This window comes from Ruminococcus sp. AM43-6, assembly GCF_003461785.1.
Taxonomy (GTDB): Bacteria; Bacillota; Clostridia; order Oscillospirales; family Ruminococcaceae; genus Hominimerdicola; species Hominimerdicola aceti.
Window position 1 is genome coordinate 20,969 of the sequence record NZ_QTXU01000006.1, and the last position, 13,524, is coordinate 34,492.

Sequence of the window (13,524 nt, forward strand, 5' to 3'; positions counted from 1 at the left end):
TTCCTATCGTCTGCTCTACAAAGTTTAAATAAACATTTCTTTACTATATTATACATCATTTGTCTGCTCATTTATATGCACATTTTATCCAATCTTTCCACTGCCAAAATGTGCAAAACATCAAATAGACAAACAAAAAGTTCCATAAAACACCGTTCAACACCTGAACGCATTTTATGGAACTCTTTTCAGATTATAAATTTCTTCGCCTTGTTTACAATACTGCGGTCGTTTTCGTAAGACAGGACCTGTCCTGCCCTGCCGATCTCGACCCAGCGTATGTCTGCGATCTCCTCTTCCTGAGGAGTGTAGTCGGTGTTCTTTGCCTTGCCGATAAAGTAGACAACGATCTTCTGCGTGTCCTTCCTTGGTGAATAGGACACTATCTCCCGAAACGTGGTATCAAGATTTACGTCTATCCCCGTTTCCTCCATGATCTCACGCTTGGCAGTTTCTTCCTCTGTTTCATCGCCCTCAACGTGACCCTTTGGGAATGACCAATGACCGCTGTTGATATGCTTTATCAGCAGTATCTCGGTGTTGCCGTGATACTTTCTGTAAACGATAGCACCGCAGGATTTTTCATGCAGCATCATTTTTCCTTTCCGGAGCTTAGCCCCAATATTTACTCATTGATTTAATTATATCACAACAGCCCTCATTTGTCTATACCCTTTAATAAATATACTCCCATTTTGTGCATATTCCACAAATCAGGTAAAATAAAAAAAGCCGTGCAAAAGCACAGCTTTTTGAAACAGTCAAAGATTATTCCTCGACCTTGTTCTCGATATACTTAACGATATCGCCAACAGTCTTGATGTTCTCGACCTCTTCATCAGGGATCTCTACATCAAAGCTCTCCTCGATGCTCATTACAAGGTCAACTACGTCCAGTGAGTCAGCGCCGAGATCCTCTGTGATAGAAGCCTCCATAGTTACTGCGTCCTCTTCAACGTCGAGCTGCTCTACGATAATGTCCTTGATCTTATCAAATACCATTACTTTACCTCCATTCTGTACTTTACTGGGTCTGCCGCTCAGCGCAGCATTTATGTCAGCCGCCGCCGCTCATAAGTCGGCAAATCATTCGGCATGATCATCAAAAAAACTCATTCCTGCGAACTTTCCTCAAACTCGCCCACAGTTCTAAACTTATTATACCGCCCCTCAAGCAATTCGTCAAGACCTTTTTGCAATTTTCTTTTCAAAGCGCCCTCGATATAGTCAGAGATATTCTCCGCAGTGAGCTGTGGGTCGTTATGTGCGCCGCCGTCGGCTTCGGAAATTATATGGTCGCACACGCCAAGTCTTGTAAGATCCTCGGCGGTTATCTTCATTATATCGCAGGCTTCACGCTCTCTTGTGGAATCCTTCCACAGGATACTTGCAAAGCCTCTCGGTGATATTACCGAATAGATAGCGTTTTCAAGCATTGCAAGCTCATCGCACACTGCAAGAGCCAGCGCTCCTCCCGAGCCGCCTTCTCCGAGTATTATGGAGATAACAGGAGTCTTGAGGGTCATGAACTCCATGATGTTTTTGGCTATCGCTTCGCCCTGACCACGCTTCTCAGCTTCTACGCCGCAGAATGCGCCTGCTGTATCAACAAGGCATATAACAGGTCTATGGAACTTCTCAGCCTGCCTTGCAAGCCTGAGAGCCTTTCTATAGCCCTCAGGGTGGGGCATACCGAAATTGCACTTCTGATTTTCTGCAAGATCTCTGCCCTTTACCTCTGCGATAACTGTAACAGGTATGCCCTTAAAATAGGCTATGCCGCCCATAACAGCACCGTCATCACCAAAAAGTCTGTCTCCGTGCATTTCAAAGAAATCGTCGAATATAAGAGGGATATAGTCCTTGGCAGTCGGTCTGCCCTTGTGTCTGATTATATCAAGTCTTTGACAAGCTGTCAGCTCACTCATTTGAGGACACCTCCTTTGCTGGCTTATGAAGTCTGAGTATATGAGCGAGAACTCTTCTCATTTTCTTTCGCTCAACTATCATATCAACAAAGCCGTTTTCAAGCATGAACTCGGCAGACTGGAAATCGTCAGGAAGCTTCTGCTTGATAGTACCCTCTATAACACGTCTGCCTGCAAATCCGATAAGCACCTTTGGCTCTGCGATTATGATGTCGCCCAGTGACGCAAAGGAAGCTGTTACACCGCCCGTGGTAGGGTCGGTCATAACTGCGATATAAAGCAGACCTGCTTGGTTATGTCTAGCCACAGCACCGCTTGTTTTCGCCATTTGCATAAGGGAAACTATACCCTCCTGCATTCTTGCTCCGCCTGAGGCCGTGAATGCGATAACAGGGAGCTTATTTGCGGTGGCATATTCGATAGCTCGTGTTATCTTTTCGCCCACAACGCTGCCCATTGAAGCCATCATATAGTTGGAGTCCATAACGATTATTACTATCTTCTCTCCTCTTATAGCAGCCTTTCCTGTGAGGACAGCGTCTTTAAGTCCTGTCTTTTCCCTCAAAGCCTGCTGTTTTGCTTCATAGTCAGGGAAATCTATAGGATTTTTTGATACCATATCCTTATCAAATTCCTCAAAGCTACCCTTATCTATGGTTATATCAAGACGTTCTTTTGCGGTAAGTCTTGAATGATAGTTACAGTGAGGACAAACCTTGCCGTTTGCCTGAAACTCCTCCATAAAAGTGACGTTTCTGCATCTTGGACACTTGAAAAGCAGACCCTTTGGGATATCGGTCTTTTTCTTGTCATCGTCCGCCTTATCGCCGTTAAATCTTACTTTAACGACAGAAAACAGATCTTCAAGCATTATTCCTTACTCCTCTCATCTGCCAAAATGTCGGTACGGTTAAGAAAACCGTTATCGTAATTGCCCTCTAAAAACTCAGGGCGTCTTATAAGCTTGAGCTGGAAATCAACATTGGTTGCAACGCCGTCTACGATAAACTCAGACAGCGCCCATGTCATTTTCGCAATAGCTTCTTCTCTGTTCTTACCGTGAACGATGAGCTTGCCTATCATGGAATCGTAATAAGGCGGTATCTCATAGCCCTGATAAACTGCAGTATCTACTCTTATTCCAGGGCCTCCTGGGATAAAGAGCGACTTTATCCTGCCAGGTGACGGTCTGAAATCAAGAAGCGGATTTTCCGCATTTATACGGCACTCTATTGCATGACCTGTCAGCTTTATATCCTCCTGCTTTATAGACAATCTCTGTCCTGATGCGATAAGAAGCTGTTGCTTTACAAGGTCAACGCCTGTAACAGCTTCTGTGATAGGGTGTTCCACCTGTATACGGGTGTTCATTTCCATGAAATAGAACTCGCCGTTTTTATCCACAAGGAACTCAATAGTACCTGCATTCCTATAGCCGCAGACCTTAGCGGCTGTACAAGCGGCTTTGCCCATTTTCGCACGAAGCTCCTCATTCATAAAGCTTGCAGGGGAAGGGGCTTCCTCGAGGACCTTCTGATTTCTTCTCTGCATGGAGCAGTCACGCTCGCCCAGATAGATAACGTCGCCGTAATTATCCGCAAGTATCTGTATCTCGATATGCTTAGGGTCTTCTATGAATTTCTCGATATAGATCTCGTCATTGCCGAAGCAAGCAAGAGCTTCCTGCTTTGCGGCAGTCATCTGCGCTTCAAGCTCGTCGTCGGAGTGAACGATCCTTATGCCACGTCCTCCGCCGCCTGCTGAAGCCTTTACCATAACAGGGTAGCCAAGATCTCTTGCAAGGGTATGCGCCGCATGGATATTTGAGATAGCGCCGTCTGAACCCATTATAACAGGCACGCCTGCTTCTTTCATTGTTTCCTTTGCCTGCGCTTTATCGCCAAGCATTTCAATAGACTCGGCTCTTGGTCCTATGAAAGTTATGCCGCACTTTTCGCACATTCTCGCAAAGGACGGATTTTCAGACAAAAAGCCAAAGCCCGGGTGGATAGCGTCTGCACCTGTTATCTCGCAGGCGGAGATTATCGCCCTGACATTAAGATAACTGTCCTTGCTTGGTGCAGGACCTATGCAAACGGCTTCGTCTGCTATCTGAGCGTGGAGAGCATTTCTGTCGGCGGTGGAATATACCGCAACAGTATGTATGCCAAGCTCTCGGCAGGCTCTTATAATGCGGACAGCGATCTCGCCTCTGTTCGCTATCAATACTTTTTTGAACATATTATGCCTCACTAATTATGACTAGAATAAGAGATACCTTACTTTATCGCAAAAGTTATCTCAGCGGAAACAGCCTTCTTGCCGTTTACAGAAGCAAGTGCCTTTCCAACGCCGATAGGACCCTTGACTTTGATTATCTCCACCTCGATATCCAGCTTATCACCAGGCACTACCTGCTGACGGAACTTACAGTTGTTTATGCCGCCGAACAGACCTATCTTGCCCTTGTTCTCAGGAAGTGAAAGCAGTGCAACTGCACCTGCCTGCGCACACATCTCTACCATAAGTACACCCGGGGTAACAGGATAGTTCGGGAAATGTCCCTTGAACCAAAAGTCCTCAGCCTTTATATACTTTGTAGCCTTTACACGCTTGCCCACTTCAAGCTCGTTTACCTCGTCGATAAGCAGAAAAGGGTCACGGTGAGGGATTATTTCCATGATCTGCTCTTTATTCAAAACAACTGCCATTGTCTTTCCTCCAAATCAGTTTAGTCAAGTATCATTATGGTCTGATCGAACTCAACAGCGTCGCCGCTGTTTACGCATATCTCTCTTACCACGCCGTCAAATTCGCTCTGTACTTCGCTCATTACCTTCATGGACTCGATAATGAAGATAGTGTCGCCCTTCTTTATCTTGTCGCCAACGCTTACGAACGGCTTTGAATCAGGTGACGGAGCGGCATAGAATGTTCCCACGATAGGGGCTTTAACTGCCTTGCCGCCTGTTACTGGTGCTGATGTTGCCGACGCTTCCGGTGCTGTCTGGGCAGCAGGTAAAGCTGTGCCTACAGCCATTGGCATAGGCATTCCCATTGGTGCAGGAGGAGGGCATTTCTTGCCCTTCACTGTTATCACCTTGTCGCCGTCAGCTATTGTTATCTCACCGAGGTCTTTATTCTTCACGATATCGGCAAGCTTCTCTATTGTTTCAAGGTCAAACTGACCATAAATTTTTTCGCTCATATCAGTTTCTCCTTATCAGTCGCACTTCTTGATACAGATAGTAGCGTTATGTCCGCCAAAGCCCAGAGAGTTTGAAAGTGCTGCATAGACAGGCATTTCTCTGTTGCCCTCAACGCAGTAGTCAAGGTCGCACTCAGGGTCAGGAGTGGTGTAGTTTATTGTCTTATGAACAAAGTCGTTCTGTACAGAAAGTGCAGTAACGATAGCTTCCATGCCACCTGCCGCACCAAGAAGGTGACCTGTCATAGACTTTGTGGAGTTTATGACCGTCTTTCTTGCGGCTTCTTCGCCAAGAGCAAGCTTGATAGCTGTTGTTTCATACTTATCGTTAAGACCTGTTGATGTGCCGTGAGCGTTGATGTAGTTCACCTGCTCAGGCTTCAGACCTGCTTCTTCATAGGCATACTTCATTGCATGGGCGGCAGCCTCACCTGTTGGTGATGGGCTTGTCATGTGATAAGCGTCGCCTGTTGCGCCATAGCCTGCTATTTCAGCTATGATATTTGCACCTCTTGCTTTAGCGTGCTCATACTCCTCAAGGCAAAGTATGCCTGCACCCTCGCCAAGAACAAAGCCCTGTCTGTTCAGGTCGAATGGAGTTGAAGCCTTGTCAAGCTCTGTTGCCTTTGAGAGAGCCTTCATATTGTTGAAGCCGCTGAGTGCGAAATGAGAGATACAAGCCTCTGAGCCACCGCAAAGGCAAACGTCAAGATAGCCGTCCTTTATTTTTCTGAAAGCTTCGCCGATAGCGTGAGTACCTGAAGCGCAAGCTGTGGTGGTACAGAAATTATCGCCCTTAAAGCCTGTATGCATTGCAACAGTACCAGCCGCCATATTGCCTATCATCATAGGGATAAAGAAAACCGATACCTTATCAGGCTTTTCGTTGAACTTTGTTACTTCCTTTTCGGTCATGTTAAGACCGCCGATACCAACACCGATTATAACGCCAGCCTTAAATGGATCAACGTCCTTGAAATCAGAGCCGGCCATTTTAAGAGCCTGCTTTGCAGAGCAAACAGCGAACTGAGTAAATCTATCCATTCTCTTTGCTTCTTTTTTATCTATATACTCAGTGCAGTCAAAATCCTTGACAGCGCCGACTATCTTTACAGGAAAATTTTCGGTATCAAACTGGTCAACATAAGACAGGCCGTTCTTGTTAGCCTTGATATTAGCCCAAAATTCCTCTACGTTCTTGCCAAGAGGGTTTACTGTACCCATACCTGTGATAACAACTCTTCTCATTTAAACACTCCTTAGTATCATTTAAAACATATCAAATCTACATTCCGTAAAACAAATCTACATGACGTAAAATGCCCGTCACGGTGAGTGGCTACATCATCAGTCCGCCGCTTATTTCTATTACCTGTCCTGTAACGTAGCTTGCGTCCTTGGAGGCAAGGAAGGATACAACGCCTGCTATCTCGTCAACTTCGCCGTAACGCTTCATTGCTATCTGATTTATCATAGCCTGCTTCTGAGCGTCTGTGAGCTTGTCTGTCATAGGGGTCTTGATAAATCCGGGGGCTACAGCGTTGCAGGTGATACCTCTTGAACCAAGCTCCTTTGCAACTGTCTTTGTCATGCCGACGATAGCCGCCTTTGTTGCGGAATAGTTTATCTGTCCGGGGTTGCCGTAAAGTCCTGCAACTGACGCAAGATTTATTATCTTGCCTGATTTCTGTCGCATCATAACGCTGCCCACAAATTTTGACATATTGAACACGCTCTTCTGGTTTACAGCAACTACCATATCGTACTGCTCCTCGCTCATACGAGCCATAAGACCGTCACGAGTGATTCCTGCGTTGTTTACGAGAACGTCGATAGTGCCGAAACGAGCCTTTACTGCCTTGACTGTTTCCTCTACCTGTGCATAGCTTGAAACGTCGCAGATGAACTTTTCACACTCTACGCCCTCTGCCTTTATCTTATCCATTATATCGTTATCTTCAAACATTGCCTCTGAGATATCGTTGAGAGCAATATTATAGCCGTCCTTTGCAAGTCTGAGTGCTATTGCTGCACCTATTCCTCTTGCAGAACCTGTTATCAATGCTGTTGCCATTTTATCTTCCTCCGTCTTTTACTTGCCGAGAAGCTTTTCTGCTTCTGTGAACATTTCCTCTATCATATCCTTTGCAGGCTCGACCTTCTTTACCATGCCTGCGATAGCTCCGCAGAGGAAAGAACCCTCTTCAAGGTTTCCGTCCTGAACGGCTTTTCTCAGTGAACCGAGGGTTATCTCCTCAAACTCCTCAGGTGTGATAGTGCCATTTGCTTCGCCGCTTGCAAGCTTCTTTGAGAACTTTGTCTTAACGTTTCTGCATGGGTGACCTGTATGTCTGCCTGTTACGATACTGTCTGTATCCTTAGCCTTTACAACAAGCTCCTTATAAACAGGGTTTATCTGACACTCCTCTGCGGCAAGGAAACGTGTGCCGAGCTGTACGCCCTCTGCGCCAAGCATGAATGAAGCGGCTATTCCTCTGCCGTCTGCTATTCCGCCTGCGGCGATAACAGGTATCTCAACTGCGTCAACTACCTGTGGTACAAGACACATGGTTGTGTTTTCACCGATATGTCCGCCTGACTCTGTTCCCTCTGCAATAACAGCGTCAGCGCCTGCTCTTTCCATTCTCTTTGCAAGAGCAACTGACGGAACGACAGGTATCACCTTTATGCCTGCTTCTTTCCATGCAGCCATATACTTGCCTGGGTTGCCTGCACCTGTTGTTACGACAGGTACGCCCTCGTCTATAACGAGCTGAGCGAGATCGTCGGCATTAGGGCTCATGAGCATGATATTAACACCGAAAGGCTTGCCGTTTACAGCCGCCTTTGTCTGTCTTATCTGATCTCTCAGGTAGTCGATAGGTGCAGAGCCGCCTGCGATTATGCCAAGTCCGCCTGCGTTTGAAACTGCGGAAGCGAGAGTATGCTCAGCTATCCAAGCCATACCGCCCTGAAAGATAGGGTATTTTATACCCAAAAGTTCAGTTATTCTTGTCTTTGTAGTAGTCATAGTAGTTCTCCTTATTGTCAAAAGCAAATTTTATGCCATAATACATAATAACAATTTATTATGTACCGAATATAAACTGTATATTTATCATCAATACTCGAAAACAGCCGCACCATAAGTAAGTCCGCCGCCGAAGCCTACAAGACAAACCTTGTCGCCTCTTTTTATCCTGCCTTCTGCAACTGCGTCGCAAAATGCGATAGGGATAGATGCGGAAGATGTGTTTCCATAGCGGTCGATATATACCGGGAACTTGTCCATTGAAACGCCAAGATGCTTTGCGGCAGTTTCGATTATTCTTATATTTGCCTGATGCGGCACTATCCAATCAAGTTCATCAGGGGAAATTTCGATCTTTGCACAAGCCTGCTCAACTGCATTTGGAAGTGCCTTTGTGGCAAACTTATAGACCTCTTTGCCGTCCTGCTTGAAGAAATAATCCTTTGTTTCAGGCATATCCATATCAAATTCCTCGGTATTGGTTCTGAAAGCGTTCTCAGACTTCAAAGCACGGGAAGCAAGATACTTTGCACCGTTGCCGTCTGCGCCAAGGAAACTTGAATATGTAGTATCCTCTGCTGTTTCAAGGACGAAAGCGGCTGCGCCGTCACCGAAAAGCACGCAGGAAGAACGGTCGGTATAGTCAACGAATTTTGAAAGCTCCTCAGAGGCTACCAAAAGGACGGTCTTTATTCCGTCGCCTGTCTGGAGATATCTCTTTGCGGTATCAAAGCCGTAAACAAAGCCTGCACAAGCAGCGTTAAGGTCAAATGCGATACAGCCTATCGCGCCTATCTCTCTCTGGATAAGGCAGGAAAGTGACGGAGTGAAATAATCCCCTGTTACTGTTGTGGCAATAATAAGGTCGATATCCTCTGCCTTTACTCCTGCGTCAGCCATTGCAGCCTTTGCCGCCATTGCTCCAAGATAGTATGTAGGCTCGCCATTTGTGATGTGTCTTTGCTTGATGCCTGTTCTCTGAGTTATCCACTCGTCGCTTGTTTCAACGATCTTTGTGAAATCCTCGTTTGTTGCGACCATTTCAGGCACATATTTGCCTATGCCCTTGATCTTTACGCCTGTTACTTTACTTCCCACTGATTTTTCCTCCTGAAAATTCTATATTATATATTGTATATTTCCGCAATTTGTGCTATAATGTTCTTGTTCATATGGAGCAAGTCAAAATATATTATATCAAAATATAATTAGTTAATTTTTTAACTATATAACACATATCATAACATTATAATTATAAACTGTTTTTTTAGATACGTCAATAACAAATTATGAACAACTCTTGATGAATTTAAACATTTAGAGAATTTTTCACAAGTTTTAGGGCGTTAGTTAATATTATGTGTCTATTTTTGAAAATATCTTGCAAAAATTAAATCATAAAACAATAATTCGGCGTAGATAACTTTCAGAAATTTACAGATATGAGATAAGGCGGCTTTGATTTTATCAGGCGGCTATGTATAAATTTAACCACAAAGGAGTAAAATTTTATGTCAAAAAACATTTTCTTATTTTCCGGTCAAGGCTCACAGTATGTAGGAATGGCTAAGGAACTTTGCGAAAAGTATGATGCTGCAAATGCGGTTTTCGACACAGCGGAAAAGGTGCTGGGATATGACCTGAGAGCGGTAACATTTGACGGCCCTGACACTGAGCTTAACAAGACAGTGAACTCACAGCCTGCTATAATGGCTTGCTCGCTTGCCGCTTTTGAAGCCGCAAAGGCTGAGGGCATCACATTTGACGGCGTAGCAGGTCACTCACTGGGCGAATATGCTGCAATGGTAGCAGCAGGTGTTGTAACTATTGAGGACGGCTTCAAGCTCATCAAGGCGAGAGCGGCTGCAATGCAGAAAGCCGCAGAGGCTAACAGTGGCTCAATGTATGCTATAATCGGTCTGCCTGCTGAAGAGGTCGAGAAGATATGCGAGGAAACAGAGGGCTATGTTGTTCCTGTAAACTACAACTCAGCCGTTCAGACAGTTATCGCTGGTGATACTGCGGCTTGCGAGGCGACTGCGGCAAAGTTTGCGGAGATGAAGAAAAAGGCTATAAAGCTCAACGTTGCGTCTGCTTTCCACTCAAAGCTCATGCAGAGTGCGGCTGATGAATTTATTGAAACTGCAAAGACAGTTGAGTTCAAGACTGCAAACGTTGATTTCTACTCAAACGTTCTTGGAACAAAGCTTGAAGATTTTTCTGCTATGCCTGATATGCTTGCCAAGCACATCGTTTCACCCGTTAAGTTCACTTCTGAGCTTGCAGAAATGGAAAAGGCAGGCTATGAGAACTTTATCGAGCTTGGTCCTAACAAGGTGCTTACGGGTCTTGTAAAGAAAACTCTCAAGGGCAAGAACGCTGTGAACATTGAGAACAATGCCACAATGGAAAAGGCTCTTGCTTCTCTGAGTTAAAATATCGAGGGGAGAAAAATGAAAAAGGCTATGAAAAGGGCTTTGCTGTTGGCATTGGCGGTGGCAATGCTTGTTTGTCTGAGTGCCTGTGGAAAATGTGCGTGGGAGATAAAGATAAACGGCAAGGATATACAGATACCGTGTACTCTGGACGATATTGGCGAGGAATATGAATACACGCTGGATTATCCTTTTTCGGGAAACTCAAACGGCAAGGGGATATTCTCGGTGGCACTTATGCAGGACGGCAGTATAATAGGCACTGCGAAGGTAGAAGCAGACAGTGTTGACGATATCGGCAGGAAGTCGAAGATACGTCAGATAAGTGCGGCACAAAGCAGTTCCGACAAAAAGGGAATGAGCATTGCAGGGGTAAAATGCGGCGATGACAAGGCGGAAGTCAAAAAAGTTTTCGGCAAGCCTGACAGTCCCGACGCAGACGCATGGAAATACAAGAAAAGGGGCTTTTTGGCGACTTTCTTTTTTGATGATGACGGCAAGGTGACAATGCTGAGCATATCAGACATTGATGATGAAGATACCTGATAAAAGGCGGTGTATAAAATGAAACGCAATGACTACATATCATGGGACGAATATTTTATGGGCATTTCACTGCTATCTGCACAGAGGAGCAAGGATTCTCACACGCAGGTAGGAGCGTGCATAGTTTCTCAGGATAACAAGATATTGTCAGTAGGCTACAACGGTATGCCTACCGGGTGTTCTGATGATGAGATGCCGTGGGACAGGAACGGTGAGTTTCTTGACACGAAATATCCATTTGTGTGTCATGCCGAGCTTAACGCCATTCTCAACCATGCGGCAGGAAGCTTACAGAATGCCAAGATATATGTTTCACTTTTTCCATGCAACGAATGTGCAAAGGCTATCATTCAAAGCGGCATAAAGGAAGTCGTTTACTGGGAGGACAAATACGCCGACACTGACGGAGTTAAGGCTTCTAAGAAAATGTTTGAGCTGACAGGGGTAAAGATACGCAGGTATATACCTACTAACCGTGAGATAACTATAAGGCTGTAAAAGGCAATTATCCTGCCGAAACAGTTTCAGGCGACAATGCGGGCGAACACTGTTCGCCCCTACTGTACATTGTGCGGTTATTAAGGTTTGTGCAATAAATTGCAAGTTGCCCCTACGGATATACATTATTGATATGCGGAAATTTTTATAAAGAAGGAATGTAAAATGTCAAGAAAATACGCTATACTTGGAGAAACGCTTAAACATACTATGTCGCCCCCTATTCACGCCAGGCTTTTTGAGCTGAAAGGACGTGAGTTTGAGTACGAGATACTGGAGGTAAAGCCTGAGGAACTTAAAGACAAGGCGGAGTATCTTAATTCTCTTAACGGCTACAACATCACTATTCCACACAAGATAGGCATTATCGAATACACTGATGAGCTTGACCAGTCGGCAAAGCGTTATCACTCTGTGAACTGCGTTGACAACAAAAACGGCAGGCACGTTGGTTACAACACTGACTGCGACGGCTTTCTCAGAACTGTTCGTGCAATGAATATCGACTTCACAGGAAAGATACTGCTTATAGGCTGCGGCGGAGTAGGCAGAATGATGGCAATTGAGGCGGCTCTTGCCGGGGCTGACCTTTACATTGCGGTACTGGAGAACGATATGCCTTTGGCTAAGCAGGTAGAGAAAGAGATAAAGGCTATGAAGTCTGACGCCAGGATAACTATTGTTCTAAACACTGAGATACCGACCGACGTTCACTACGAGCTGCTTATGAACGCTTGCCCTGTGGGAATGTATCCTAAGACAAACGCCTGCCCTGTTCCTGATGAAGTTATAAATGCGAGCGGTGCGATATTTGACGTTATATACAATCCTCGTGAGACTTTGCTCATGCAGAAAGCCAAGGCTATGGGCAAGAACGCTGTCGGAGGCATGGCAATGCTGGTTTGGCAGGCGGTTTCCGCTCACGAGATATGGGACGGTGACGAATACACAGACGAGGAAGTTCAGTCTATCATAGACGAAATGGAGATCGCTGTGGAGAAGGATTTTAAGTAAAATACATTATAATAAGGATAGTAAATATGAGACCAATTTTTTTGTGCGGCTTTATGGGCTGCGGAAAATCTACTGTGGGAAAGATCTTGGCGAAAAAAATGGGCTGTCAGTGCGTTGACCTTGACAAGTATATCGAAGATACGGCAGGAATGAGCATACCTGAAATATTCGACAAATACGGTGAGGAGCATTTCAGGAAGCTTGAAACCGAGGCTCTTGCAGCATTTGCTGACATTGGCGGCGTTGTTGCAACAGGCGGCGGAGCATTGCTTTCGGAGGAGAACGGCAAGGTGGCTAAAAGATCGGGCATGGTGGTCTTTATCGACACATATTTCAACACCTGCTACGGACGCATAAAAAACGACCCTAACAGACCTATTGCTTACAACTCCACCAGAGAACAGCTTTCAGAGCGGTTTGACTACCGCAGACCTTTATATCTTGCTCACTCGCACTATGTCATAAGCGGTGGTTATCCGCCTATCGTCATCGCTTCTAAGATACAGAAGCTTTACAAGAGATTTGATTTTGGGCAGGGCTGATTTAGCTCTTCCCTGCAGGGGGCGACCTTCATGCCCCCTGTTTTCGGACTTATCGCAAACCATGCGAGCCTTAAGCCTATGCCCGTTTATCTTGCATTTTTCTTCATACGTCTGCTTGTGATGATGTCAAAAACGGAAAAGCTTTGTCATAATAAATAGTACGGCTTGTGCAAACAGTACCAAATTATTTGTATCTTGGATAATCAAAAATAGCTATTTATAACGAATAATACGAAAAGTCTGCAAGCACTGATAAAAAATGTTGAAAATCCTACCGACATGTTGTATACTTATGGTATGAAAACGTTATATTAAACTGCAA

17 protein-coding genes are annotated in these 13,524 nt (G+C 45.1%); 6 read left to right on the forward strand and 11 right to left on the reverse strand.

The window, feature by feature from the left end; translation table 11 throughout:
- Positions 1–188 precede the first annotated feature (188 nt).
- The 11 genes from DW938_RS05375 to DW938_RS05425 form a co-directional block, all read right to left on the reverse strand.
- Positions 189–593, reverse strand: a complete 405-nt coding sequence (locus DW938_RS05375; protein ID WP_046439839.1) for an NUDIX domain-containing protein — start codon at positions 591–593, stop codon at positions 189–191.
- Between the two features lie 175 nt (positions 594–768).
- A complete protein-coding gene (gene acpP / locus DW938_RS05380) occupies positions 769–1,002 on the reverse strand; it encodes an acyl carrier protein (protein WP_038672418.1) in 234 nt (77 codons plus the stop codon).
- Between the two features lie 110 nt (positions 1,003–1,112).
- Positions 1,113–1,928 (reverse strand): acetyl-CoA carboxylase carboxyltransferase subunit alpha, encoded by an 816-nt coding sequence (locus tag DW938_RS05385; RefSeq protein ID WP_022288122.1) that lies wholly within the window; start codon positions 1,926–1,928, stop codon positions 1,113–1,115.
- Positions 1,921–2,799 (reverse strand): acetyl-CoA carboxylase, carboxyltransferase subunit beta, encoded by an 879-nt coding sequence (gene accD / locus DW938_RS05390; protein ID WP_118124127.1) that lies wholly within the window; start codon positions 2,797–2,799, stop codon positions 1,921–1,923. The genes DW938_RS05385 and accD overlap by 8 nt, the downstream gene beginning before the upstream one ends.
- Positions 2,799–4,169 carry an acetyl-CoA carboxylase biotin carboxylase subunit gene (locus tag DW938_RS05395; protein WP_038672424.1) on the reverse strand — a complete coding sequence of 457 codons (1,371 nt, stop codon included), beginning with the start codon at positions 4,167–4,169 and terminating at the stop codon, positions 2,799–2,801. Before DW938_RS05395 ends, accD begins: the two co-directional genes overlap by 1 nt.
- Positions 4,170–4,207: 38 nt before the next feature.
- Entirely contained in the window at positions 4,208–4,639 is a 432-nt protein-coding gene (gene fabZ, locus DW938_RS05400; protein WP_022288125.1) for a 3-hydroxyacyl-ACP dehydratase FabZ, read from the reverse strand.
- Positions 4,640–4,659: 20 nt separating this feature from the next.
- The gene (gene accB, locus DW938_RS05405; protein ID WP_038672426.1) at positions 4,660–5,136 is read right to left on the reverse strand and encodes an acetyl-CoA carboxylase biotin carboxyl carrier protein; all 477 of its coding nucleotides are present in this window, start codon (positions 5,134–5,136) and stop codon (positions 4,660–4,662) included.
- 15 nt (positions 5,137–5,151) lie between these two features.
- The gene (gene fabF / locus DW938_RS05410) at positions 5,152–6,384 is read right to left on the reverse strand and encodes a beta-ketoacyl-ACP synthase II (protein ID WP_117891419.1); all 1,233 of its coding nucleotides are present in this window, start codon (positions 6,382–6,384) and stop codon (positions 5,152–5,154) included.
- A 91-nt stretch (positions 6,385–6,475) separates the two neighbouring features.
- Entirely contained in the window at positions 6,476–7,210 is a 735-nt protein-coding gene (gene fabG, locus DW938_RS05415; RefSeq protein ID WP_038672431.1) for a 3-oxoacyl-[acyl-carrier-protein] reductase, read from the reverse strand.
- An 18-nt stretch (positions 7,211–7,228) separates the two neighbouring features.
- Positions 7,229–8,167 (reverse strand): enoyl-[acyl-carrier-protein] reductase FabK, encoded by a 939-nt coding sequence (fabK, locus tag DW938_RS05420; RefSeq protein WP_118124128.1) that lies wholly within the window; start codon positions 8,165–8,167, stop codon positions 7,229–7,231.
- Positions 8,168–8,257: 90 nt separating this feature from the next.
- Complete coding sequence (locus tag DW938_RS05425; RefSeq protein ID WP_242992397.1) at positions 8,258–9,265, reverse strand: beta-ketoacyl-ACP synthase III; 1,008 nt, start codon at positions 9,263–9,265, stop codon at positions 8,258–8,260.
- A 413-nt stretch (positions 9,266–9,678) separates the two neighbouring features.
- Here DW938_RS05425 and fabD point away from each other — a divergent pair, with 413 nt between their 5' ends.
- From fabD to DW938_RS15255, 6 genes are all read left to right on the forward strand, one after another.
- Positions 9,679–10,602, forward strand: a complete 924-nt coding sequence (fabD, locus tag DW938_RS05430) for an ACP S-malonyltransferase (protein WP_118124129.1) — start codon at positions 9,679–9,681, stop codon at positions 10,600–10,602.
- Between the two features lie 18 nt (positions 10,603–10,620).
- Entirely contained in the window at positions 10,621–11,148 is a 528-nt protein-coding gene (locus DW938_RS05435) for a hypothetical protein (RefSeq protein ID WP_118124130.1), read from the forward strand.
- A gap of 18 nt (positions 11,149–11,166) precedes the next feature.
- Positions 11,167–11,646 (forward strand): dCMP deaminase family protein, encoded by a 480-nt coding sequence (locus tag DW938_RS05440; protein WP_022288133.1) that lies wholly within the window; start codon positions 11,167–11,169, stop codon positions 11,644–11,646.
- Between the two features lie 165 nt (positions 11,647–11,811).
- On the forward strand, positions 11,812–12,660 hold the full coding sequence (locus DW938_RS05445) for a shikimate dehydrogenase (protein WP_118124131.1): 849 nt from the start codon (positions 11,812–11,814) through the stop codon (positions 12,658–12,660).
- Between the two features lie 26 nt (positions 12,661–12,686).
- On the forward strand, positions 12,687–13,202 hold the full coding sequence (locus DW938_RS05450; protein ID WP_117905015.1) for a shikimate kinase: 516 nt from the start codon (positions 12,687–12,689) through the stop codon (positions 13,200–13,202).
- 30 nt (positions 13,203–13,232) lie between these two features.
- A complete protein-coding gene (locus DW938_RS15255; protein ID WP_278278277.1) occupies positions 13,233–13,361 on the forward strand; it encodes a hypothetical protein in 129 nt (42 codons plus the stop codon).
- Positions 13,362–13,524 lie beyond the last annotated feature (163 nt).